General features: G+C 60.0%; 23 protein-coding genes. 10 read left to right on the forward strand and 13 right to left on the reverse strand.

Annotated features, from left to right (window positions below):
• Window positions 1-13: 13 nt before the first annotated feature.
• Window positions 14-1,408 carry an FAD-binding oxidoreductase gene (locus tag A7D21_RS03905; RefSeq protein WP_053258531.1) on the reverse strand — a complete coding sequence of 465 codons (1,395 nt, stop codon included), beginning with the start codon at window positions 1,406-1,408 and terminating at the stop codon, window positions 14-16.
• A gap of 226 nt (window positions 1,409-1,634) precedes the next feature.
• Between A7D21_RS03905 and serA the strand changes: the two genes are divergently transcribed.
• Window positions 1,635-2,864, forward strand: coding sequence for a phosphoglycerate dehydrogenase (gene serA / locus A7D21_RS03910; protein WP_010167810.1), 1,230 nt, complete (start codon window positions 1,635-1,637; stop codon window positions 2,862-2,864).
• A 64-nt stretch (window positions 2,865-2,928) separates the two neighbouring features.
• On the opposite strand, the gene A7D21_RS03915 is transcribed toward serA, so the two are convergent.
• A complete protein-coding gene (locus tag A7D21_RS03915; RefSeq protein ID WP_053258532.1) occupies window positions 2,929-3,369 on the reverse strand; it encodes a DUF4399 domain-containing protein in 441 nt (146 codons plus the stop codon).
• Between the two features lie 134 nt (window positions 3,370-3,503).
• On the opposite strand from A7D21_RS03915, the gene A7D21_RS03920 reads away from it, so the two are divergent.
• Window positions 3,504-3,989: a transporter substrate-binding domain-containing protein gene (locus A7D21_RS03920; RefSeq protein WP_053258533.1), complete on the forward strand. Its 486-nt coding sequence runs from the start codon at window positions 3,504-3,506 to the stop codon at window positions 3,987-3,989.
• 49 nt (window positions 3,990-4,038) lie between these two features.
• On the opposite strand, the gene A7D21_RS03925 is transcribed toward A7D21_RS03920, so the two are convergent.
• Both A7D21_RS03925 and A7D21_RS03930 read right to left on the reverse strand, forming a co-directional pair.
• Window positions 4,039-4,536 (reverse strand): DUF523 domain-containing protein, encoded by a 498-nt coding sequence (locus A7D21_RS03925; RefSeq protein WP_069551120.1) that lies wholly within the window; start codon window positions 4,534-4,536, stop codon window positions 4,039-4,041.
• A 2-nt stretch (window positions 4,537-4,538) separates the two neighbouring features.
• Window positions 4,539-5,171, reverse strand: a complete 633-nt coding sequence (locus A7D21_RS03930; protein WP_053258535.1) for a 2OG-Fe(II) oxygenase — start codon at window positions 5,169-5,171, stop codon at window positions 4,539-4,541.
• Between the two features lie 131 nt (window positions 5,172-5,302).
• On the opposite strand from A7D21_RS03930, the gene A7D21_RS03935 reads away from it, so the two are divergent.
• Window positions 5,303-6,055: a DUF2059 domain-containing protein gene (locus A7D21_RS03935; protein ID WP_053258536.1), complete on the forward strand. Its 753-nt coding sequence runs from the start codon at window positions 5,303-5,305 to the stop codon at window positions 6,053-6,055.
• 105 nt (window positions 6,056-6,160) lie between these two features.
• Here the strand turns inward: A7D21_RS03935 and A7D21_RS03940 are convergent, their stop codons facing one another.
• Entirely contained in the window at window positions 6,161-7,102 is a 942-nt protein-coding gene (locus tag A7D21_RS03940; protein ID WP_069551191.1) for an alpha/beta hydrolase, read from the reverse strand.
• A 99-nt stretch (window positions 7,103-7,201) separates the two neighbouring features.
• On the opposite strand from A7D21_RS03940, the gene A7D21_RS03945 reads away from it, so the two are divergent.
• The 4 genes from A7D21_RS03945 to A7D21_RS03960 all read left to right on the forward strand — a co-directional run bounded on the left by A7D21_RS03945 (window position 7,202) and on the right by A7D21_RS03960 (window position 9,854).
• Window positions 7,202-7,780, forward strand: coding sequence for a DUF6436 domain-containing protein (locus tag A7D21_RS03945; protein ID WP_053258537.1), 579 nt, complete (start codon window positions 7,202-7,204; stop codon window positions 7,778-7,780).
• Between the two features lie 90 nt (window positions 7,781-7,870).
• Complete coding sequence (locus tag A7D21_RS03950) at window positions 7,871-8,227, forward strand: EamA family transporter (protein WP_053258538.1); 357 nt, start codon at window positions 7,871-7,873, stop codon at window positions 8,225-8,227.
• Entirely contained in the window at window positions 8,227-8,640 is a 414-nt protein-coding gene (locus tag A7D21_RS03955) for a multidrug efflux SMR transporter (RefSeq protein WP_053258539.1), read from the forward strand. The genes A7D21_RS03950 and A7D21_RS03955 overlap by 1 nt, the downstream gene beginning before the upstream one ends.
• Entirely contained in the window at window positions 8,637-9,854 is a 1,218-nt protein-coding gene (locus A7D21_RS03960; RefSeq protein WP_069551121.1) for a DegT/DnrJ/EryC1/StrS family aminotransferase, read from the forward strand. The genes A7D21_RS03955 and A7D21_RS03960 overlap by 4 nt, the downstream gene beginning before the upstream one ends.
• Here A7D21_RS03960 and A7D21_RS03965 read toward each other — a convergent pair.
• Together A7D21_RS03965 and A7D21_RS03970 are read right to left on the reverse strand one after the other, a co-directional pair.
• Window positions 9,832-10,710, reverse strand: a complete 879-nt coding sequence (locus A7D21_RS03965) for a hypothetical protein (protein ID WP_069551122.1) — start codon at window positions 10,708-10,710, stop codon at window positions 9,832-9,834. The genes A7D21_RS03960 and A7D21_RS03965 overlap by 23 nt on opposite strands.
• A complete protein-coding gene (locus A7D21_RS03970; RefSeq protein WP_069551123.1) occupies window positions 10,707-11,813 on the reverse strand; it encodes a GNAT family N-acetyltransferase in 1,107 nt (368 codons plus the stop codon). Before A7D21_RS03970 ends, A7D21_RS03965 begins: the two co-directional genes overlap by 4 nt.
• Window positions 11,814-11,983: 170 nt before the next feature.
• Here A7D21_RS03970 and A7D21_RS03975 point away from each other — a divergent pair, with 170 nt between their 5' ends.
• Window positions 11,984-14,341, forward strand: coding sequence for a penicillin acylase family protein (locus tag A7D21_RS03975; RefSeq protein ID WP_069551124.1), 2,358 nt, complete (start codon window positions 11,984-11,986; stop codon window positions 14,339-14,341).
• Between the two features lie 43 nt (window positions 14,342-14,384).
• Here the strand turns inward: A7D21_RS03975 and A7D21_RS03980 are convergent, their stop codons facing one another.
• Window positions 14,385-15,287, reverse strand: a complete 903-nt coding sequence (locus tag A7D21_RS03980; protein ID WP_053258544.1) for an AraC family transcriptional regulator — start codon at window positions 15,285-15,287, stop codon at window positions 14,385-14,387.
• 99 nt (window positions 15,288-15,386) lie between these two features.
• Between A7D21_RS03980 and A7D21_RS03985 the strand changes: the two genes are divergently transcribed.
• Window positions 15,387-15,740, forward strand: a complete 354-nt coding sequence (locus A7D21_RS03985; RefSeq protein WP_069551125.1) for a carboxymuconolactone decarboxylase family protein — start codon at window positions 15,387-15,389, stop codon at window positions 15,738-15,740.
• On the opposite strand, the gene A7D21_RS03990 is transcribed toward A7D21_RS03985, so the two are convergent.
• Entirely contained in the window at window positions 15,718-16,683 is a 966-nt protein-coding gene (locus A7D21_RS03990; RefSeq protein ID WP_069551126.1) for a GlxA family transcriptional regulator, read from the reverse strand. The genes A7D21_RS03985 and A7D21_RS03990 overlap by 23 nt on opposite strands.
• Before the next feature lie 287 nt (window positions 16,684-16,970).
• On the opposite strand from A7D21_RS03990, the gene A7D21_RS03995 reads away from it, so the two are divergent.
• Complete coding sequence (locus A7D21_RS03995) at window positions 16,971-17,612, forward strand: HD domain-containing protein (protein ID WP_053258547.1); 642 nt, start codon at window positions 16,971-16,973, stop codon at window positions 17,610-17,612.
• 131 nt (window positions 17,613-17,743) lie between these two features.
• Here the strand turns inward: A7D21_RS03995 and A7D21_RS04000 are convergent, their stop codons facing one another.
• The 4 genes from A7D21_RS04000 to A7D21_RS04015 all read right to left on the reverse strand — a co-directional run bounded on the left by A7D21_RS04000 (window position 17,744) and on the right by A7D21_RS04015 (window position 21,853).
• The gene (locus tag A7D21_RS04000; RefSeq protein ID WP_003176774.1) at window positions 17,744-18,628 is read right to left on the reverse strand and encodes an ABC transporter permease subunit; all 885 of its coding nucleotides are present in this window, start codon (window positions 18,626-18,628) and stop codon (window positions 17,744-17,746) included.
• Window positions 18,625-19,545, reverse strand: coding sequence for an ABC transporter permease subunit (locus A7D21_RS04005; protein WP_069551127.1), 921 nt, complete (start codon window positions 19,543-19,545; stop codon window positions 18,625-18,627). Before A7D21_RS04005 ends, A7D21_RS04000 begins: the two co-directional genes overlap by 4 nt.
• Window positions 19,542-20,684: an ABC transporter ATP-binding protein gene (locus A7D21_RS04010; RefSeq protein WP_003176776.1), complete on the reverse strand. Its 1,143-nt coding sequence runs from the start codon at window positions 20,682-20,684 to the stop codon at window positions 19,542-19,544. Before A7D21_RS04010 ends, A7D21_RS04005 begins: the two co-directional genes overlap by 4 nt.
• A 74-nt stretch (window positions 20,685-20,758) precedes the next feature.
• Window positions 20,759-21,853, reverse strand: coding sequence for a polyamine ABC transporter substrate-binding protein (locus A7D21_RS04015; RefSeq protein WP_053258549.1), 1,095 nt, complete (start codon window positions 21,851-21,853; stop codon window positions 20,759-20,761).
• Window positions 21,854-21,989: the final 136 nt, after the last annotated feature.

Below are 21,989 nucleotides of genomic sequence, written 5' to 3' on the forward strand. Positions count from 1 at the left end.
CCTTCAGGGACGGTTAAACAGCGAAGATCTTGCCAGGGTTCATGATCCCGTTAGGGTCGAACACCGCTTTGACTGCCTTCATGTATTCAATTTCAACCGGCGAGCGGCTGTAGGTCAGGTAATCGCGCTTGGTCATGCCCACGCCGTGTTCGGCGGAGATCGAGCCGTTGTACTTCTCGACGGTCTCGAACACCCACTTGTTGACGGTGGCGCACTTGGCGAAGAACTCGTCCTTGCTCAGGTTTTCCGGCTTGAGGATGTTCAGGTGCAGGTTGCCGTCGCCGATGTGGCCGAACCAGACAATTTCGAAGTCCGGGTAATGCTCACCGACGATCGCGTCAATTTCCTTCAAGAACGCCGGGACTTTGGAAACGGTCACGGAGATGTCGTTCTTGTAGGGCGTCCAGTGGGAAATGGTCTCGGAGATGTACTCGCGCAGTTTCCACAGGTTGTGCAGTTGGGTTTCGCTCTGGCTCATCACGCCGTCCAGCACCCAGCCCTGCTCAACGCAGTGCTCGAAGGTTTCCAGGGCGTGGTTGGCGACTTCTTCGGTGGTGGCTTCGAATTCCAGCAGCGCGTAGAACGGGCATTCGGTTTCGAACGGTGCCGGTACGTCGCCACGGCCCATGACTTTGGCCAGGGCCTTGTCGGAGAAGAATTCGAAGGCGGTCAGGTCCAGCTTGCTTTGGAACGCGTGCAGCACCGGCATGATCGAGTCGAAGTCAGTGGTGCCAAGCACCATGGCAGTGAGGTTTTTCGGCGCACGGTCCAGGCGCATGGTGGCTTCCACCACAAAACCCAACGTACCTTCGGCACCGATAAACAGCTGGCGCATGTCGTAACCGGTGGCGTTCTTGATCAGGTCGCGGTTCAGCTCCAGTACGTCACCTTTGCCGGTGACGACTTTCATGCCGGCGACCCAGTTGCGGGTCATGCCGTAGCGAATCACTTTGATCCCGCCGGCATTGGTGCCGATGTTGCCGCCAATCTGGCTCGAACCGGACGAAGCGAAGTCCACCGGGTAGTACAGGCCTTTTTCTTCGGCGACGTTCTGCAATTGCTTGGTGACCACGCCCGGCTGGCACCTGGCGGTGCGGTCGGTGAGGTTCACGTCGAGGATCTGGTTCATGTAGTCGAACGACACCACCACCTCGCCATTGGCCGCAACGGCAGCAGCCGACAAGCCGGTACGACCACCGGATGGCACCAGCGCCACCTTGTGTTCATTGGCCCAACGGACGATGGCTTGCACCTGTTCGATGGTCTTGGGAAAGACGATGGCAGACGGTGCTGGTGCGAAGTGCTTGGTCCAATCCTTGCCGTAAGCCTCCAGGGAGTCTGCATCGGTCAGCACTTTGCCGGGCTCAACCAGGGTCTTTAGCTCATCAATCAGGGCAGGATGGGTCATCGACAGAACTCTCGAACAATTCATGGTCATCCTGAGAACGCTTCACGTCGCAGGAATAGGTGTTTAGCGGGGCGCGTATGCTAGCATACCGCCCCCGCAGGACAGAGCCCAAAGGCGTTTCTGCGGTGACGGCTTTCCTGCCGTCCGGGTCAGCTCTTGTGCACTGGTTCAGGGCACTAACTGCTCGATTCCCTGCCATTTTTCTCCGGGATACAGGTTTACGCAGATGAGCAAGACTTCTCTCGATAAGAGCAAGATCAAGTTCCTTCTTCTGGAAGGCGTCCACCCATCGGCTGTCGACGTACTGAAAGCCGCTGGGTACTCCAGCATTGAGTACATCACCAGTTCTCTGCCGGAAGCCCAGTTAAAGGAAAAGATCGCCGACGCGCACTTTATCGGCATTCGCTCCCGCACTCAGTTGACCGAAGAGATCTTCGACCACGCCAAGAAATTGGTGGCCGTCGGCTGTTTCTGCATCGGCACCAACCAGGTCGACCTCAACGCAGCGCGCGAGCGCGGCATCGCGGTGTTCAACGCACCGTACTCCAACACCCGTTCCGTGGCGGAACTGGTGCTGGCCGAGGCCATCCTGCTGCTGCGCGGCATCCCAGAGAAGAACGCTTCCTGCCACCGTGGCGGCTGGATCAAAAGCGCGGCCAACTCCTTCGAAATCCGCGGCAAAAAGCTGGGTATCGTCGGTTACGGCTCGATCGGTACGCAGTTGTCGGTACTGGCTGAAGGCCTGGGCATGCAGGTGTTCTTCTACGACACCCTGACCAAACTGCCACTGGGCAACGCCACTCAGGTGTCGAGCCTGACCGAACTGCTGGGCATGTCCGACATCGTCACCCTGCACGTTCCGGAAACCGCTGAGACCCAGTGGATGATCGGCGAGAAGGAAATCCGCGCGATCAAGAAAGGCGGCATCCTGATCAACGCTGCACGCGGCACCGTGGTCGAGTTGGACGCACTGGCCGACGCGATCAAGGACAAGCACCTGATCGGCGCCGCTATCGACGTGTTCCCGGTAGAGCCACGCTCTAACGACGACATCTTCGAAAGCCCGCTGCGTGGCCTGGACAACGTGATCCTGACTCCACACATCGGCGGTTCCACTGCTGAAGCCCAAGCCAACATCGGCCTGGAAGTGTCGGAGAAACTGGTCAAGTACAGCGACAACGGTACGTCGGTGTCCTCGGTCAACTTCCCGGAAGTGGCCCTGCCGGCTCACCCTGGCAAGCACCGTTTGCTGCACATCCACCAGAACATCCCTGGCGTGATGATGGAGATCAACAAGGTCTTCGCAGAAAACGGCATCAACATTTCCGGTCAGTTCCTGCAGACCAACGAGAAAGTCGGCTACGTGGTCATCGACGTAGACGCCGAGTACTCGGACCTGGCGCAAGAGAAGCTGCAGCACATCAACGGCACCATTCGTAGCCGCGTGTTGTTCTAACGCTTTAAACGCCGCACAAAAAAGGGAGCCTTTCGGGGCTCCCTTTTTTACATCTGAACAAATCTTACTTGACGTTAACCGTGATGACTTTCGAGGCTACAGTCGGGTTGAACTGCATGTGCAGTTTGTCGCCGGCAACGAGTTGCAGCGTGTGCTTGCCCGGAGTGAGCGTCAGCTCGGTTTCAGTCTGGGCCTTGCCGTAGTGAATCACGGTGTCGGTGGCCGGGATCGGCACGCTGGCGTCAGGCAGCTCTTTTTGGTCGATCAGCAGGTGGTGGTGGCCGGTGCCTGGGTCCTGGCTGGTGGCCGGGGCCAGTTTCAGGCCGTCCATTCCGAATTTGACGGTGAAGGTTTTATCGACGGTGGCGCCATCTTTAGGCGACACAATAAATACTTTCGCACCTTCGGGTGGAGCACTGCGCGGAATACCGTCAGCGGCGGTGGCCAGCATCGACGCCCCCAGCAAGAGGCTAGCCAGGGTTGCACGAGACAATAGAGCTTTCATTCGCTTCTCCAGTTTTTCCAGGAAATCTGTTGGGTTATCACAACTTCGCGACAAATTGCTGTCCAAGGCACTCAACACCATAGCAAAGCGATGCTGAAAGGCGCCTCGCACAGACGAATTCTTTAGGAGCGACCATGCGCTTTTCGCCTGGCCTTGTACTTTTGCTGCCCCTTCTGAGCCCTTTGGCTCACGCCGAACTGATTGATGATGTGTTTGATCGCGGCGAATTGCGTATCGCCGTAGAGGCCAACACACCACCGTTCAACTTCAAGGACGGCGACAAGCTCACCGGTTTTGAAGTGGAACTCGGTGAGCAACTGGCGAAGGAGATGGACGTGCGCCCCTCGTTTATCACCACCGACGACACCGACCTGCTGCCAGGTGTTGAAACCGGCAAGTACGACGTGGCCATCAACCATATCGCTATGACTGCCGAGCTCAGTGATCGGTTCGATTTCAGCGAGCCTTATCACCAAAAGCCGGAGCTTGCGATTCCCTTCCAGAAGGGCAACCCGGCCTTCAAGAGCAGCCTGGACAAGGCGTTGCAGCACGTGAAGGCCGATGGCCGCTTGAAAGCGCTGACGCAGAAGTGGTTTGGGGGCAACACCAAAGGCGAATAGATACTCGGTCGATGTGGGATCTGGGTTGCCTGCGATAGCGGTGTGTCAGTCACACATCAGGTGTTGAGCTATCGCACAGAGCAGCTGCCGCTTCGGCCAGTTCAAGCTCACTGAACACCCGCACTCCATGGCGCTTGAGCAATGCCGCCGTCACGCCTTCGCCGCTGACCTTCACGCCGCTGAAGGTGCCGTCATAGGTCAGCAGGTTCCCGCAAGACGGGCTATTGGCCTTGAGAACGGCAATGCGGATGTCATGGCGCTGCACCAGCGCCAAGGCCTGGCGGGCGCCATCGAGAAAGGCGGCGCTGAAGTCTTCTCCCTCAGCGGTCAGCACCTGAGCGCGACCTTCCCACACATCGATACCCTGCCCGCCCGGGATCTCGGCAGAGGGCCGAGGCGTAGGCAAACCGCCCGACACTTCGGGGCAGATCGCAACCACGCGCCCTTGTGCCTGCCAGGCTGCCAATTGATCGAACGTGCCGCTGGCACCACCGTCGTAACGCACCTTGTGCCCGAGCAGGCAGCGACTGATCAGAATCTTTTCCATACTTAAAACGGCTCGTTACCGCGCCGGCGAAACCAGCCGGTCAGGGACAGGCGCTCACGCGTTGCGGGCAGGACTTCGTGGGGCACCTCGCCAGACAGGAACACCACCAGACTACCACCGCTGGGCACCACGTCGTATTCCACGCCGTCCTTGAGGTACATGCGCAACTGGCCACCCTGCTCGGGCAGCCAAGCGTCGTTCAAGTAAACCACTGCCGAGACCATACGCCGGTCGTCGTCGCGAAAACGGTCCACATGTTTGAGGTAAAACGCCCCCGGTGGATACATCGCAAAGTGACTTTCGAAATCCTCCAGGCCCAGGAACAGACCACGATTCATCGCCTGGCGCAGACTGTCCATCACGCCCATGTACGTCTCGCAGACGGCGGCATCACCCTCTTCCAGCCACTGGATATGGTCACCGCGAATCCCTTCGCGAATCTCCTGGGCCGGGCCGCGCCCCACCGCTGCGGGCGCCAGTTCACCCTCAGCCGCACGTTTACGGCACTCAGCCGCCAGTTCCAGGGTCAGAGCCTGGGGCAGGAAGCCGTTCTGCTGCGACCAACCTTTTTCGGCCAGGTCGTCGACAATGCGTTGCAGCAGCGGATGATCGAGGGGTATTTGCATGGCGCGCATAGTATCCATACGCCTGTAAATCCGACAGAGCCGCCGAGCGTCTGAACACACTTTAGTCAGGTGACTGATAGGATTTCTCGACAAATCCTACGCCCGACACGGACAATAGTGGCCGACTGACAGGAGTCCCTATGCGTCGTTTGTTTTTTTCCATGCTGATGTTCTGCGTTTTGCCCGCTTGGGCAGACGGCCATGACCAGTTATACAAGGTCGCCGGCTGGGCCGAACAACGTGCGCATTTCAATGACGCCCTCAGTGCAGCCCAGCAGCGCTACCGCAACAGCTTGCCGCCGGCGGTGTACCAGGCGCTGGTGGACAACAGCAACACACGTTTTGCGGCGCAGGCCGTGGACAAGCGTGCTGAAGCGCAATTGCGCAAAAACCTCGCGGACCCGAAACCTGCCCTGGCGTTTTTCCAATCGCCGCTGGGCCGCAAGATTGTCGCCGCCGAGTTGCTGGCCACCCGCCGTGACCAGCTGGCAAAAAACGCGCAAGGCCTGCCACACATCGAAGCCGACGCGACCCGCAGCCTGATCATCGGGCACCTGGCTCAGGCCCTGCCGGCACGCGAGGCGGGGGCGGAAGTCAGCCTGGCGATTGCCGGGGTTGCCGCCGACAGCTTGAGCCAGATGATTCCTGGCCTGCTGGGTGGCGGCCAGGCCCAGGGCATGCTCAATGGTCAGCGCGAGCGGCTGATGCAGCAAATCGGCAACGACCTGAATAACACCCTGCTGTATGTCTATCGAGATTTGTCCGACCCGGAGCTGGAAGAATTCGCCACGTTTGCGGAATCGCCGGAAGGCAGGGCGTATTACAAGGCAGCTCTTGCAGCCATTCGCGCAGGTCTTGCCGTTGGTCAAAGCACTTCCAGCCTGGCGCAGTAACCAATGTGGGAGCGGGCTTGCTCGCGAATGCGGTGTGTCAGCCACTGTATTAGTTGACTGACAGGCGGTTTTCGCGAGCAAGCCCGCTCCCACATTGGGTCCGTGTTACTTCAGATGGTCCGTCAAATACTGGAAGTATTCCTGGCGAATCTCCGGAATCTCATTCGCCAAGTGATGCCTGCCCCGCGGCAGCATCAACACCTCCGGCTGATCGAACTTAGCCCGCAGCACCTGCAAGTTGTGCTGCCAATCCACCGTCATATCTTCCTCGCCCTGCACGATCACCGGCTGCCGTGGGCTACGCGGTGCGGCTTCGATACGTTTGATCCAGCGCGCCAGCGCGCCCACCCAGGCAGTCGGCAGTTGGCGTGGCTGCAGGGGGTCAGCTTCCAGGAACGGCTTGAATTGGGGGTCGTTGGTGTTCTCGCTGAACCGCCGGGCGATGCCTTTGACGAACGGCCGCAGCAGGTAATAACTGACCTGCGACCAACCCCATGCACGCGGCCGCACCAAGGGTGACAGTAGAAACGTCTTGCCCTGGGCCGGGCTGGCGGCACCGTGATTGAGCAAATGGTCCACCACCACCGCACCGCCGGTGCTTTGCCCGAACAGGTGCCAGGGTTGCGGCAGTTGCAGCGCCTTGGCCTGGGCGAACAAAGCCTGCACCACGTCCTGGTACACCGAAAAGTCATCAATGCTGGCGCGTGCGCCACTGGACAGACCATGGCCGGGCAAGTCGCAGGCAATCACCACAAACCCTTGGTCCAGCGCCCAGTCCACCGCGTGGCGGTACAGCCCCATATGGTCGTAGAAGCCGTGGAACATAAACATCGTCGCCACCGGCTGTGGTGGCCACCACACTTGGGCAACCACCTCAAAGCCATCCACGTCGAAACGCCCTAGACGGCTCAACGCCGGCACTTTGCGCGCAGATAAATCCAGCCCATAGAAACGCTGGTAGACCCGCGCCTCGGCGCTGAGCGGTTGCGCATCCACAAGGGGTCGCAAACTTTCGCGCAGATGATCGGGGTCAAAGCTGACAGGCATAAAGGGTTCCAGACTGACGGTGAAGATGAATATCGAGCTGCGATATTCATCTGTCAGGGCAAGCATGGCAAGCTACGCGACCTCCGAGGATAGTTCTGAATGCGACAGCCCTACCGTTCCGCCCTGTTCGCCAGCCTGCTCCTGATCATCTGCACCGGCGTGCTGTGGGCGGCGTATGACTGGTTCCAGGGCCGCTACCTGCGCGCATTCAGCGAACACACGGCCGTGTTCTCCGGCGACGCCTTGCGCCTGCCCGCCGAACTCGCAGGCCCAGGTCCGATTCGCCTGGTGCACTTCTGGGACCCCGCCTGCCCGTGCAACGTCGGCAACCAGCAACACCTGGGCGAGCTCATCGAGCAGTACGCGCCCCAAGGCGTCGAATTCTATGCCCTGCAAAAAGCCGGCAGCCACGGCCAACTGCCTGACAACCTGCGCAAGATGAAAACCCTCAATAGCCTGGCCGGCGCCGATCAGGTCCCCGCCACCCCGGCTGTCGGGATTTGGGATCGCACAGGCAAGCTCGCGTATTTCGGGCCGTACAGCGAGGGCCTGACGTGTAATTCCGGCAACAGCTTTATTGAGCCGATTTTGAAAGCACTTGAGGCCGGGCGCGAAGTCGACGCCACCCATACCCTGGCGGTGGGCTGCTATTGCGAGTGGAGCAAGGCGTCAAACTGAACACAGGCTGTTCAACCGGCAAACTCCAATCCCGCGATGAACCGGCTGCTGTATCGTACGTTTTCGGTGAGATTGTAAGCATAGGAACACATGAGCCAGTTAACCATCATCCTCTGGATGCTCAACGTTATCGTGGATACCTCCGGCCAGTTGGCGTTTAAAGCCGCCGCCTCTGCCAGCGCCGAGCATGACGGCATGGCTCACTGGAAGCACATGCTCAAGCGCCCCTGGATCTGGCTTGGGGTGATCTGCTACGTCTTCGAATTTGTGTTGTGGCTGGCATTCCTGACGCTGGTTCCATTGTCGGTGGGCGTGATGCTGGGCTCGATCAATATTGTCGTGATCATGATTGCCGGGCGTTTCCTGTTCAAGGAAAGCCTGAGCAAGTGGCGGTTGATCGGCATCATGCTGATCGCCTGTGGCGTGACCGTTGTGGGGTTTGAATAATGAAACGGTTCTATATCCTGGGCTTTCTGGCGCTGATCATTTTCGACACGTTGGCGCAGGTCAGTTTCAAATTCGCCTCGGTGCATGCCGAACCCCTGACGATGGATGCCGCCTGGTTGGTGCGCGTGTTTGGCGCACCATGGATCTACGGTGCCTTCGTGGGCTACATCGGCGCGTTCTTCACCTGGATGACGTTGCTCAAATATGCACCGGTGGGGCCCGCGTTTGCGGCGTCCCATTTGGAGCTGATCAGCGTAACGCTGATCTCTGTCTGGTTGTTCGATGACACCCTGACCTGGCCCAAAATCATCGGCGGCGCCTTGATCATCGCAGGCATTCTCTGTCTCGCACGCAGTGAAGACAAAGACAGCAAAACTGTCGAGGCCGAACCTTCACAGCCACTGGCGTCATGACCAGGGAAATCCCGCCCACCGCTGGCCTGCCGTTAAGCTGGCGGGATTTGCTGAACCTTTCGGGCGATTTGGCCCAGTCTCTGGCTCGCCAGTTCTCGATTCCACTGCCGGCGCTGCCCTGCTCCGGCACCGCTGCGCTGATCATCGCCCTGCGAGTCTTGCAGCAACGCATGCCCGGCCGCACCCGGCTGATCGTGCCGGCCTACACCTGCCCGCTGGTGGCGTTGGCCGCCCATTACTGCCCGCCGTTGCGCGTGGTGCCCTGCGATTTTCAGCCGGGCAGCATTGACCTGGATGAACAGCACCTGAAGCAGCTGTGCGACGACAGTACGCTGGCCGTGGTGGTCACTCATCTGGCCGGGCGTGTCGCGGACGTCGATACCGCCAAGCGTATTGCCGATTCTGTCGGCGCGGTGGTCATCGAAGACGCCGCCCAAGCCATGGGCGCACTCGACGACGGCCGCAGCGTCGGGCTCAAAGGTGATGTGGGATTTTTCAGCATGGCGCTGGGCAAAGGCCTGACGACGGCCGAAGGTGGCGTACTGTTCAGCCGCGATCCGGTGCTGCATCAGGCGCTGCACCGCCAATGCGCACAGGACCTGCCGTTCAGCCTGCGCTGGGAGCTGCAACGCAGCGCCGAGTTGTGGGGTTACGCGCTGCTTTACCAACCTCGCGGCTTGCACTACGTGTATGGCAAGCCGTTGCGCAAAGCGTTGGAACAGGGCGATGAAGTGAGTGCCGTGGGCGATGACTTTTCAGTCAACGACATCCCGTTGCACCGCCTCGGCGGCTATCGCCAGAAGGTCGGCGCCGCCGCGCTGGCTCGCCTGCCCGATTACTTGCAGCAAGGTCGCGCCCGGGCCTTGCGCCGTGCAGCTCGCTTGAATGCCTTGCCCGGTGTCTCGGTCGTTATGGACCGGCCAGGCCAGCAAGGCACCTGGCCCTTTCTGATGGTGATGATGCCGTCTGCACAAGCCCGCGATGCAGCGATGGCGCAGCTGTGGACCTCGGGGCTGGGCGTGACCCGTCTGTTTATCCACACATTGCCGGACTATCCCCACGTGGCCCCGCTGCTGCAGCCTGGCGGCGCTATCAGCCAAGCCCAGGCGTTCGCGACTCGCACACTGTCGATCAGTAACAGCCATTGGCTGACGGATGAACATTTCGAAAGCGTATTCGCCCAGCTAAAAGCTATTGTCGCCAACCCTGATTGATACGGGCCACCAGCCGGCTGTTCAGCTCGTTCTGTTGCTGCTGCCAGATCTGCACCTGGGCCTCAGGCAGTTCTTCCTGGCCATCGGACGCACTCAACCAGCGTTTGAACTTGCTTTCATAGTGGTAGGCCGACACATCGCCAGTGATGTCCGCGCCGATGATTCGGCCCTGGCAGGCACTGATCAGGTCGTTCAAATGCTGCTCGAGGAATTCGCCCTGGTCCCAGTTGGTGTTCACCACTTCCGGGCTCAGCACATCTTTATCAATGGACAGGTACACCGGCAGTGAACGGTCAAACTGTGCCAGGAACGCGCGCATCAATTCATCCGCATTGCTGAAGGCGCGATTGCTGCGCCCGGCACCGATCCAGTTCATCCAGCGCGTGTCGACGTTGATGTTCCAGTAGGTCAACTTGCGCTTGAGCAGCGGCGACCAGTGATTCTCCCAGGCGTGGCCCAGGCCGATATCCTGCGAACCGATGCCCAGCACATGCACATGCTCGACCTGCGGCAAGCGGCTGGCCCAGTAGACCCAGGAGCCGCAGTGGATACCGAACGGGTAGCGCATGTTATCCGGGTGGTTGTCGCAGATGATCAGCTGGAATTTCTGCTGCGTCGGCAGGCGATTCAACAACAGCTGGCTGAGGTGGTGATAGTCACCGCTGCCGGTAAATACACAGCCGTAATCGCTGGGCATTTGTGCGTGCAGGGCGGTTTCCAGCAGTTTGAATTGTGCCCAGCGGCAGCCGAAACGGATTTTTTCCTGCCAGGCCTGCAACGCCAGCGTAATTGCGCCAGGAATGTCACTGACGGCACGGTCGAAATCGAGAATCAGCGGCGGTCGGGCCTGGCTCATGCGGTGTGCTCCTGGTGCCACTGGGTATCACTTTCAAAGTGATGACGGAACCGGTTGCCCAGCTTGCGCAACAGCGGGTTACGCACCCAGACCAGATGGCGGGTAAAGGTAAAGTCGGCGCCCAGGCTGGCCTTGACCTGCGGGTCGGTCCAACCCGCCACATAAAATTTCAGCCCATTGGCCAGCGCATATTCAAGGTTCACAAACCAACTGACGAAATACAGGTTGAATTCCAACGCCAGCGGGTAGCTAAGGCCGATGTACTTGTCGAGCAGCTTGTCGCCCTCCACGTAGCACAGGTTGTAGCCGATCAGTTCGTCGCAGTGCCAATAGCAGAACACGCGCCCGTTACTGTCGGCGTCCCGCAGAAGGCTGCTGAAAAACTCAGGGGTGAGCAGGTCAAAATGGATCTCGCTCTGGTCATACACCGCCTTGTACAACCCGTATAACTGCGTGAGCCAGGCATCATCATTGAAGCGCGCATCACCGGTGTCCAGAACGTCCACCCGCAGCGCTTCACGGCTGCGCAGTTTGCGTCGGATATTGCGGCGACGGCTGTGGGACAAGCGCGCCAAGTACTCATCGATCGTGGCAAAGTTGATCGGCACGTACGCCAGCGCCTGCCCCTCAACGCTGATGAAACCGCGCCGGGTGCACTCATCAATCAGGGTTTGCGCGTAGCGGTTATCCGCCTCGCTGAGCAGCGGCGAGTTGCACGGTACGTCTTTGACGATGGTGAGCTTGCGCTGCGGCGCGCACGCCTCCTGCAACCACTGCGCTAGGTCATGAGGCGACACGCCTTGGGGCAGTGGTGAATATTCACTGACCGTGGTCCCCACAAAACAACTGTCGACACGCAGCCAGGCGTTCCAGAAACGATACCCGGGCCAGCTGCGAACACGCTTTTCGAACGCATCGTCGGCGGTGGTCAACAGGTCGAAGGGCGTGAAAAAATACGGCAGGCCCTGCTCGGACAGGCGCGCATCGAAGCCCACTGGCGGGTGCTGCAAGAAGCGGCTGATCAGCGACGGCGCTTCCAGGCAGCACGCGTAGGCAGCCTCGGAGCGGCTGGAGTCTGGAAGGGGTTGCGGGGCGCAAGTCATGGAAAAAAGCTCAAAGATGACCGGCGCAATAGTAGCGTAGTCAGGGCACTCACCACTTGAACCTCGGCTGTCACTGCGGTGCATCGTGCGCGATATCAGCATTTCCCTCAGCCCTCGCCAAACCTATTAGACTCCGTTGACCTTCAAGGTGAATGACTCAAGGACCGTCCATGAAACGCAGCCTGACCGTGCTCGCTATCCTGATTGCCGCCCTCATGGCCGGCGCCGGCTGGTATGTCTACAGTAAGCAACCCACCCGCCAGGGCACCGAAACACTCGCCAACCTGCAAGGCGCGGTCACCGTGCGCTATGACGACCGTGGCGTGCCGCACCTGCGCGCCGAGAACGAGACCGATCTGTACCGCGCCCTCGGCTATGTGCATGCACAGGACCGGCTGTTCCAGATGGAAATCATGCGGCGCCTGGCCCGTGGCGAACTGGCCGAGATACTGGGCCCGAAGATGCTCCAGACCGACAAGCTGTTTCGCAGCCTGCGCATTCGCGAACGCGCCTTGAGCTACGTGGAACACATGGACCACGATTCACCGGCCTGGAAAGCCCTGCAAGCCTACCTGGACGGGATCAATCAATTTCAGGACAGCCACCCCAGCCCGATGGAGTTTGACGTGCTGGGCATTCCCAAGCGGCGGTTCACCGCTGAGGACACCATCAGCGTCGCCGGGTACATGGCCTACAGCTTTGCCGCCGCGTTTCGTACCGAGCCGTTGCTGACTTACGTACGCGACCAATTGGGGGGCGACTACCTGAAAGTCTTCGACCTTGATTGGCAGCCCAAGGGCGCGCTTAACCTGGCCGCCCGTGATTGGCAGACGCTCGGCGCGCTGGCCTCGTTGAGCGACAGGGCGTTGGCCGAGAATGGCTTGCCGCAGTTCGAAGGCAGCAATGCCTGGGCCATCAGCGGCAGCCGCACCAAGAGCGGCAAGCCCTTGCTGGCGGGCGACCCGCATATCCGTTTCTCGGTGCCGTCGGTGTGGTACGAAGCACAGCTCTCTGCACCGGGTTTTGAGCTCTACGGCTATCACAACGCGCTGGTGCCGGTGGCGTTCCTGGGGCACAACCTGGATTTCGGCTGGAGCCTGACCATGTTCCAGAACGATGACCTCGACCTGATCGCCGAAAAGGTCAACCCCGACAACCCCAACCAGGTCTGGTACCACGGCCAGTGGGTCAACATGACCAGCAGCGAGCAACAGATCGCGGTCAAGGGCCAGGCACCGGTGACCTTTACCCTGCGCCAGTCGCCCCACGGTCCGATCATCAATGACGTGCTCGGCGAGAATGCCGGCAGCACGCCGATTGCCATGTGGTGGGCGTTCCTCGACACCGAAAACCCTATCCTCGAAGGTTTCTACCAGCTCAACCGCGCCGATACCCTGGCCAAGGTGCGCGCCGCAGCGGCCAAGGTTTCGGCACCGGGCCTGAATATTGTGTGGGCAAATGCCAAGGGTGATATCGGCTGGTGGGCGGCCGCGCAACTGCCGATCCGCCCGGCCGGGGCCAACCCGGCGTTCATTCTCGACGGCAGTACCACTCAGGCCGACAAATTGGGCTTCTACCCGTTCAGCGCCAACCCTCAGGAAGAAAACCCGGCGCGGGGTTATGTGGTGTCGGCCAATGCCCAGCCGGCGTCACCCACCGGCATGGAAATCCCCGGTTACTACAACCTGGCCGACCGTGGCCAACAATTGAACACGCAGTTGAGCGACAAAAGCGTGAAGTGGGACGTGAACAACAGCCAAGCCTTGCAACTGGGCACGACTACCGCCTATGGCCCACGCTTGCTGGCACCGCTGTTGCCGGTGCTGCGTGAGGTGGTCAAGGACCCGGCGCAGTTGAAACTGATAGAACAGTTGGCCGCCTGGAAAGGCGATTACCCGCTGGACTCCACCAGCGCGACACTCTTCAACCAGTTCCTGTTTAACCTCACCGATGCGGCCTTCCACCCGAAGCTCGGCGACGCCATGTTTAAAACCCTGCTCGGTACTCGGGTGATCGACGCCGCGCTGCCACGCCTGGCCGCTTCACCAGACTCACCCTGGTGGAACGGCAAGCGCGCCGACACCGTCAAGCTCGCCTGGGACAACAGCCTGGCTCACCTCAACGCCACCTTTGGCGATGACCCGTCGCAATGGCAATGGGGCAAGGCCCATACCCTGACTCACGGCCATCCGCTGGGCATGCAGAAGCCATTGGACAAGATTTTCAACGTCGGCCCATTCCCGGCGCCCGGTACCCACGAAGTGCCGAATAACCAATCGGCCATGATCGGCCCTGCGCCATGGCCCGTGACCTATGGCCCGTCGACCCGGCGCCTGATCGACTTCGCCGACCCGGCCCATGCGTTGACCATCAACCCTGTGGGGCAAAGCGGGGTGCCGTTTGACTCGCACTATGGCGACCAGGCGGAAACCTATATCGAGGGTGGGTACGAGCAGGCGCATTTCAGTGATGAAGAAGTGACGGCGAATACCCGTGGCACGCTGAAGCTGTTGCCTGCGAGAAAATAGTGCTGGAAGAATGCGCTCCCACATTTGCTTTGTGTTGTAGCGACTAACGAGCCCGCATCCGCCCCGGCGCCTCGCCGTAGGTTTCCTTGAATTTCTTGCTGAACGCCGCCTGGGACTGGTAACCCACCTGCGCAGCGATATCCAGCAGGCTCAGGCGCGATTGGCGCAGCAGGTTGAAGGCCAGTTCCATGCGCAGCTGGGTCAGCAGCACCCACGGCGACACGCCCGCCACTTTTACAAACGCGCGCATGAAGGTGGCCCGCGACATGGTGGCTGCCGCCGCCAGGCTGTCGATCGTCCACTCTTGACCAGGCTCGGCCAGCATCGCCTGCCAGGCTTTGCTCAGGCGCTTGTCGGCGAGCAAAGCGAAGGTGCCTGCCACGGGTGTCTGGCGAGCCAGCCAGGCACGCAGGATCAAAGTGAACAAGGCCTGCGACAGCGCGTCGATAAACGAGCGGGCGCCCAATTGCTGGCCGTCCGCCTCGCTGCGCAGTAAAGCAATCAACGCGGCCAACTGCCCATCGCCCTGCCACTGGCGGCTGGACACCACCAAAAATTCCGGCAATGCACCAAGCAACAACGATTGGCGGTTGTAGTGAAAGTTGCCGCAGAGCATGTCCACTTCCGGCCGTTCGCCACCCAGGCGATACACCGGCAGTACACCGCCTTCGATCACGGTGGGCTGCACCGGCCGAATCCGCTCACCCTGGCTGCGCAGCAAATGGGTTGCGCCACCGGGCATCAACAGGATGTCGCCCTCCTCCAGCGTCACGTGCTGGCCGCCCGACAATTCGGCGCGGCAAGTTCCGCTAATGACGATGTGGTACGGCGCCACGCCGAGATTCTCCGGGGTGTGTTCCAGCGCCCAGTCACCCTGGAACTGGCAACGTAAATCCAGACTGCCGCGCAGGTTGGCCAGCGCAATAAGGGTATCGATCGAATTCATTTGCGAACATCGGTCAAAAAGATGAGTGGATCGAACAATCATACCAACCCCGAACGGCACAGACTGGCTTCACACCCAACCCGTTCAGGAGTTACCGCAATGTTCAATAACTGGTCCGACTTGCTTGCTAACGTGAATAAAACCTTTGGTGCGCTGGGCAAGAGCAACCCGAAGATGGTCAAAGCCTATATGGCGCTGGACGAGGCTGCCGAGGAAAACCATGTACTCGACGCCAAGACCCGCGAGCTGATATCCATCGCCGTGGCGATCACCACGCGCTGCGACGGCTGTATCGCCGCACACGCGGATGCGGCGATCAATGCCGGCGCGACCCGAGAAGAAGTTGCCGCCACCTTGGCCACCGCCATCTCGCTGAATGCAGGCGCCGCGTATATCTACTCACTGCGCGCGCTGGAAGCCTACGACACGCTCACACCGGTGCCGCAAAGTTAAGCCGGAACTGTTGCGGCGTCACGCCCAGCCGGCGGTTGAACACACTGCGCATGTGCTGGGCGTCACGGAAACCGCATTGATAGGCCACAGTCTTGAGCGGTGCGGCGCTGCTTTCGAGCATCACCCGCGCCGCGTCCACTCGCGCTCGCTCGACGAACTCGGCAGGCGTTATGCGCGCCTCACGAGCAAACACTCGAGAGAAATTACGCGCACTCATGTTGGCCGCCCTGGCCAGATCGGCAATGGTCAAATCCCCGGTCAAGTTCGCCAGCACGTACAGCTGCACCAATGCCACCGCCGAAGTGCTTTCGGCGTGAGGCGTGAGGAACGGGCTGAACTGCGACTGCCCGCCCGAGCGCTGAGTGAACACCACCAGGCGCTTGGCCACGCTCAGCGCGACTTCCGGGCCGTGATCCTGGGCCAGCAGGTACAGCGACAGGTCGATGCCTGCCGTGACGCCCGCCGAGGTGTAGAGATTACCGTCCTGCACGTAGAGACGGTCGGCATCGACCTGGGCCGAGGGGCACAGGCGCGCCAGGTCGGCAGCGTCGTTCCAATGGGTGGTGACGGTTTTGCCATCCAGCAACCCGGCGCGCGCCAGCATAAAGGCGCCATTGCAGATCGAGCCGAAACGCTGTGCGCGGGCGGCGGCGCCGCGTAGCCAATCATCAAACTGGGCGCCGAAATCTTCGAAAGGCAGCTGAGGGCCGCCAGCGACCAGCAACAGATCATAGGCTTGCAAGGCGTCGCAGTAATGTTTGTGGGCCTGCAATGACAAACCGTTGGAGGCGACCAGTGTGCCGTGGCTCAGGCCGATCACTTCAAGCTGATAATGCTCTTCGGGCGGCAGAAAACGGTTGGCCTCGCAGAACACATCCATGGGGCCGGTCACGTCCAGTGACTGGACGCCGGGGAAGATCAGGATGGCGACGGTTTTGCCCATAAATAGAGACACCCTTTTCTAACTGAATAAAGGCAAAACCCTGTGGGAGCGGGCTTGCTCGCGAATGCGGTTGTTCAGTCGGTACATGCATTAACTGACATACCGCTTTCGCGAGCAAGCCCGCTCCCACATTTGATCTGCGCAGATTTCAAGAGACTAATCCGGCTGGCACGATGTGGCGCCACATTGGCCGGGATCGCGCCCTCGCCGCGATAGCCCCTTCGCGGGTACGCGACCAGACTTCACTCATCGGCGCCACCCCCGGCGCTTTGTTGAGGAGCACGACCATGAGCAACTCCATCGCCGGCATCCAGATCCCGGACAGCGCCTTGGCCAAAGCCACCACCGAATACATCCGCGACGTCGAGTCCGACTTGCTTTACCACCACTCGCGCCGGGTGTTTCTGTTCGGTGCGTTGAGCGGTGAGCGCAAGCAGTTGGCCTACAACCCGGAGCTGCTTTACGTCGGCGCGATGTTCCACGACCTGGGCCTGGTCGAAGGCCATCGCAGTAACAACGAGCGTTTCGAAGTGGACGGCGCCAACGCGGCGGCCGCATTCCTCAAACCTTACGGGCTGAGCGATGACGATATCGAACAAGTCTGGCTGTCGATCGCCCTGCACACCACGCCGGGTGTACCGCAGCACTTGCGCCCGACCGTGGCGCTGGTGACCGCCGGTGTCGAGATGGATGTGCTGGGCATGGACTACGCCGCCTTTTCCAGCGTGCAGCGCGAGGCCGTGGTGCATGCGCATCCACGCGGCGAAGGGTTCAAGGAATGCATCATCTGCGCGTTTGCTGACGGCTTGCGCCATCGCCCGCAGACCACGTTTGGCAACGTGAAGACCGATGTGTTGGTGGATCAGGAGCCGGGGTTCAAGCCGATGAACTTTGTCGAGGTGATTCGCAAGTCGCCTTGGGCTGCATAGCTGACGTGAAAACCCAATCAAATGTGGGAGGGGGCTTGTTCCCGATTGCAGTCGGTCAGTCAATAGCTGCAGTGACTGGCATTGCGCAATCGGGAGCAAGCCCCCTCCCACATGTTGATCCCGTTCCGCGGTTAGACCGGTGCAGGCGCCCGGCGCTTGTCCGGCTGCTGCCAGCCATCCGCCGCGGCTTCTTCAATCGCTTGCTGGATGGCTTTCTTGCGGTGCTCTTCGGCACGGCGGCTGAAGAACCACACCAGGAAGGTCACCAGTGACACCGCCAACAGAATCAGGCTGGCCACGGCGTTGATCTCGGGTTTAACCCCAAGACGTACCGCCGAGAACACTTCCATCGGCAACGTAGTCGAACCCGGCCCCGACACGAAGCTGGCCAGTACCAGGTCGTCCAGAGACAGCGCGAACGACATCATGCCGCCTGCCGCCAACGATGGCGCGATCATCGGGATGGTGATCAGGAAGAACACCTTCCATGGCCGCGCGCCCAGATCCATTGCCGCTTCTTCAATCGACAGGTCCAGCTCACGCAAGCGCGCCGACACCACTACCGCCACATACGCCGCACAGAACGTGGTGTGGGCGATCCAGATGGTGACAATGCCACGCTCCTGGGGCCAACCGATCATCTGCGCCATGGCCACGAACAGCAGCAACAGCGACAGACCGGTGATCACTTCGGGCATCACCAACGGTGCCGTCACCAGGCCGCCGAACAGCGTGCGGCCCTTGAACTGGCTGATACGGGTCAGCACAAACGCCGCCAGCGTACCCAGTGCCACCGCCGCAACGGCGGTGTAGCAGGCAATTTCCAGGGAGCGCGCCACCGAGCCCATCAACTGGGTGTTGTCCAACAGGCCCACGTACCATTTGATCGACCAACCGCCCCACACCGTCACCAGTTTGGATTCGTTGAACGAGTAGATCACCAAAATCAGCATCGGCAGGTAAATGAACAACAACCCCGCCACCAGCATGAAGCTTGAGAAACTGACGCGCTTCATATCTTGCCCTCCATCTCTTTGGCTTGGCTGCGGTTGAACAGGATGATCGGCACGATCAGGATCGCCAGCATCACCACCGCCAGGGCAGACGCCACCGGCCAGTCACGGTTGTTGAAGAATTCTTGCCACAACACTTTACCGATCATCAGGGTTTCCGGACCGCCGAGCAGTTCCGGGATCACGAACTCGCCCACCACCGGAATGAACACCAGCATGCAGCCGGCGATGATGCCGTTCTTGGACAGCGGCACAGTGATTTTCCAGAAACTGTTGAAGGTGCTCGAACCCAGGTCGGACGCAGCTTCCAGCAGGCTCTGGTCGTGTTTGACCAGGTTGGCGTACAGCGGCAGGATCATGAACGGCAGGTACGAATAGACCACGCCGATGTACACCGCGATGTTGGTGTTGAGGATCTGCAGCGGCTCGTTGATCAAGCCGATGGACAGCAGGAAGCTATTGAGCAAGCCGTTGTTGCTGAGGATGCCCATCCACGCATACACGCGGATCAGGATCGCGGTCCAGGTCGGCATCATGATCAGCAGCACCAGTACGGTCTGCATTTCTTTGCGCGCGCTGGCAATCGCGTAGGCCATCGGATAGCCGATCAACAGGCACAGAAGCGTGCTGAAAAACGCCATCTTCAGCGAGCCCAGGTACGCGGCGATGTACAACTCGTCGTCGCCGAGCATCGCGTAGTTGCCGAGGTTGAGCACCAACTGCAGCTTTTGCTCAACGAAGGTGTAGATCTCGGTGTAAGGCGGGATCGCCACGTCGGCTTCGGCAAAGCTGATCTTCAAGACGATGAAGAACGGCAGCGCGAAAAACAGGAACAGCCAGAGGAAAGGAATCCCGATGACCACATGCCGGCCACCGGGCGTTATTCGTTGCAGCTGGCGTTTGAACTTCTTCATATTCATGAGCGAAGTACCACGCCGCTGTCGTCTTCCCACCACACGTAGACCTGGTCACCCCAGGTTGGGCGCTGGCCACGGCGTTCGGCGTTGGCGACGAAGGACTGCACCAGCTTGCCGCTCGGCAGTTCCACGTAGAACACCGAGTGGCCGCCCAGGTAGGCGATGTCATGCACTTTGCCGCTGGACCAGTTGTGCTCGCAGGTCGGCATTTCGGTGGTGACCAACAGCTTTTCCGGGCGGATGGCGTAGGTCACCGACTTGTCTTCCACTGCCGTGGCAATGCCGTAGCCCACGTAGATGTCGCGGTCCAGGTCCGGGCACTTGAGTACCGCGTGGCCTTCGGCGTCGTCCACCACCTGGGTGTCGAAAATGTTCACGTTGCCGATGAACTCACACACCAGACGGCTGGTAGGCGTTTCGTAGATGTCGATCGGGCTGCCGATCTGGGCGATCCAGCCCAGGTGCATGATCGCAATGCGTTCGGCCATGGTCATGGCCTCTTCCTGGTCGTGGGTCACCATCACGCAGGTCACGCCCACGCGCTCGATGATCTCCACCAGTTCCAGTTGCATCTGCGAACGCAGCTTCTTGTCGAGGGCGCCCATCGGCTCGTCGAGCAGCAGCAGTTTCGGGCGTTTGGCCAGGGAGCGCGCAAGTGCCACACGCTGACGTTGACCGCCAGACAGTTGGTGCGGCTTGCGCTTGGCGTACTGGCTCATCTGCACCAGCTTGAGCATCTCGGCCACGCGCGCATCGACTTCAGCCTTGGGGATCTTGTCCTGTTGCAGGCCGAACGCGATGTTCTGCGCCACGGTCATGTGCGGGAACAAGGCGTAGGACTGGAACATCATGTTGATCGGCCGCTCGTAGGGCGGCATATCGGTGATGTCCACACCATCGAGGTAGATGCGACCTTCCGTTGGGCGCTCGAAGCCTGCGAGCATGCGCAGCAAGGTGGATTTGCCCGATCCCGATCCGCCGAGCAAGGCGAAGATCTCGCCTTTCTTGATTTCCAGGGACACATCGTCCACGGCAATCGTCTCGTCGAACTTCTTCGTGACCCGGTCGATTTTGACCAGCACCTTTTTCGGTGTCTGGTCGCCCTCGAGGGCTTTCTTATAGGCGCCGGAGGCAACTGCCATTTACGAAACTCCCAACAAAAAAGAGTGCAGTTCGCCCGAGGCAGGCGAACCCAGAATAGTTTGAGCCTTAAGCCTTACTTGCCCGTCTTGACCTTGGTCCAGCTACGGGTCATTAAACGTTGCACTTTCGGGGGTAGCTCGAAGTTGACGAAAGTCCGGTCGAGAACCGCCTGCGGTGGGTAAACCGCTGCGTCAGTGCGTATCGATTGCTTCATCAGTTTGTCCGCCCCTGGGTTAGGGTTGGCGTAACCGACGTAATCACTGACCTGAGCGATCACCTCAGGTTGCAGTAAATAGTTGATGAAGGCGTGAGCCTCTTTGACGTTCTTCGCATCCTTGGGGATCGCCAGCACGTCAAACCAGAGGTTGCCGCCTTCTTTCGGAATCGCGTAGGCGATGTTCACGCCTTTGCCGGCCTCGCTTGCGCGAGCCTTGGCCTGGAACACATCACCGGAGAAACCGGCCGCCACGCAGATGTTGCCGTTGGCCAGGTCCGAGATGTATTTGGAAGAATGGAAATAGGTCACGTAGGGCCGCACTTTGAGCAGCTTCTCTTCGGCCTTCTTGTAGTCTTCGGGGTTGGTACTGTTCGGGTTCAGGCCCATGTAGTTGAGCACCGCCGGCAGCATTTCATCCGCCGAGTCCATGAACGAGACCCCGCACGTGGCGAGCTTCTTCATGTTTTCCGGCTCGAACAGCACGGCCCAGGAGTCGATATGGTCGACGCCCAGCACTTCTTTGACTTTGTCGACGTTGTAACCAATGCCGTTGGTGCCCCACAGATACGGCACGGCGTATTGGTTACCCGGGTCGTTCTTTTCCAGACGCTTGAGCAGCGCCGGGTCCAGATTGGAATAGTTAGTCAGCAACGACTTGTCGAGCTTCTGAAACGCCCCGGCTTTGATTTGCTTGCCAAGGAAGTGGTTGGACGGCACGACCACGTCGTAACCGGTACGCCCGGCGAGCAACTTGCCTTCCAGGGTTTCATTGGAGTCAAACACGTCATACACCGGCTTGATGCCGCTGGCCTTTTCGAAGTTGGCCAGGGTGTCGGCGCCGATGTAGTCCGACCAGTTATAAACATGCACAGTCGGCGCGGCCTGCACGCTGACAGCCAGCGTGATACCTGCACCCACCAGCAAGGCTTTGCGAAATAAAGAAATTGGCAAGTGGAGGTCCTCTTAAATAGTTGGGCCCAAAGTTGTTGCCCGGCAACAAAACCGGCGCGCAACTTACCCTCGATAAACCGATCCGGCAAAGCTTTCTATCATTTAATGTGTGGGAGCGGCGGTTCGCCGCCCCCAC

The organism is Pseudomonas sp. AP19, assembly GCF_001728855.1.
GTDB lineage: Bacteria > Pseudomonadota > Gammaproteobacteria > Pseudomonadales > Pseudomonadaceae > Aquipseudomonas > Aquipseudomonas fluorescens.

Coding starts and splice junctions, on each gene's coding strand:
- A7D21_RS03915 (WP_053258532.1), bottom strand. CDS start 3,369: ATGAAAGCTCTATTGTCTCGTGCAACCCTGGCTAGCCTCTTGCTGGGG.
- A7D21_RS04005 (WP_069551127.1), bottom strand. CDS start 19,545: ATGAATATGAAGAAGTTCAAACGCCAGCTGCAACGAATAACGCCCGGT.
- A7D21_RS03965 (WP_069551122.1), bottom strand. CDS start 10,710: ATGAGCCAGGCCCGACCGCCGCTGATTCTCGATTTCGACCGTGCCGTC.
- serA (WP_010167810.1), top strand. CDS start 1,635: ATGAGCAAGACTTCTCTCGATAAGAGCAAGATCAAGTTCCTTCTTCTG.
- A7D21_RS03975 (WP_069551124.1), top strand. CDS start 11,984: ATGAAACGCAGCCTGACCGTGCTCGCTATCCTGATTGCCGCCCTCATG.
- A7D21_RS03960 (WP_069551121.1), top strand. CDS start 8,637: ATGACCAGGGAAATCCCGCCCACCGCTGGCCTGCCGTTAAGCTGGCGG.
- A7D21_RS03970 (WP_069551123.1), bottom strand. CDS start 11,813: ATGACTTGCGCCCCGCAACCCCTTCCAGACTCCAGCCGCTCCGAGGCT.
- A7D21_RS03925 (WP_069551120.1), bottom strand. CDS start 4,536: ATGGAAAAGATTCTGATCAGTCGCTGCCTGCTCGGGCACAAGGTGCGT.
- A7D21_RS03950 (WP_053258538.1), top strand. CDS start 7,871: ATGAGCCAGTTAACCATCATCCTCTGGATGCTCAACGTTATCGTGGAT.
- A7D21_RS03940 (WP_069551191.1), bottom strand. CDS start 7,102: ATGCCTGTCAGCTTTGACCCCGATCATCTGCGCGAAAGTTTGCGACCC.
- A7D21_RS03955 (WP_053258539.1), top strand. CDS start 8,227: ATGAAACGGTTCTATATCCTGGGCTTTCTGGCGCTGATCATTTTCGAC.
- A7D21_RS03905 (WP_053258531.1), bottom strand. CDS start 1,408: ATGACCCATCCTGCCCTGATTGATGAGCTAAAGACCCTGGTTGAGCCC.
- A7D21_RS03945 (WP_053258537.1), top strand. CDS start 7,202: ATGCGACAGCCCTACCGTTCCGCCCTGTTCGCCAGCCTGCTCCTGATC.
- A7D21_RS03995 (WP_053258547.1), top strand. CDS start 16,971: ATGAGCAACTCCATCGCCGGCATCCAGATCCCGGACAGCGCCTTGGCC.
- A7D21_RS04000 (WP_003176774.1), bottom strand. CDS start 18,628: ATGAAGCGCGTCAGTTTCTCAAGCTTCATGCTGGTGGCGGGGTTGTTG.
- A7D21_RS04010 (WP_003176776.1), bottom strand. CDS start 20,684: ATGGCAGTTGCCTCCGGCGCCTATAAGAAAGCCCTCGAGGGCGACCAG.
- A7D21_RS03985 (WP_069551125.1), top strand. CDS start 15,387: ATGTTCAATAACTGGTCCGACTTGCTTGCTAACGTGAATAAAACCTTT.
- A7D21_RS03935 (WP_053258536.1), top strand. CDS start 5,303: ATGCGTCGTTTGTTTTTTTCCATGCTGATGTTCTGCGTTTTGCCCGCT.
- A7D21_RS03930 (WP_053258535.1), bottom strand. CDS start 5,171: ATGCGCGCCATGCAAATACCCCTCGATCATCCGCTGCTGCAACGCATT.
- A7D21_RS03990 (WP_069551126.1), bottom strand. CDS start 16,683: ATGGGCAAAACCGTCGCCATCCTGATCTTCCCCGGCGTCCAGTCACTG.
- A7D21_RS03920 (WP_053258533.1), top strand. CDS start 3,504: ATGCGCTTTTCGCCTGGCCTTGTACTTTTGCTGCCCCTTCTGAGCCCT.
- A7D21_RS03980 (WP_053258544.1), bottom strand. CDS start 15,287: ATGAATTCGATCGATACCCTTATTGCGCTGGCCAACCTGCGCGGCAGT.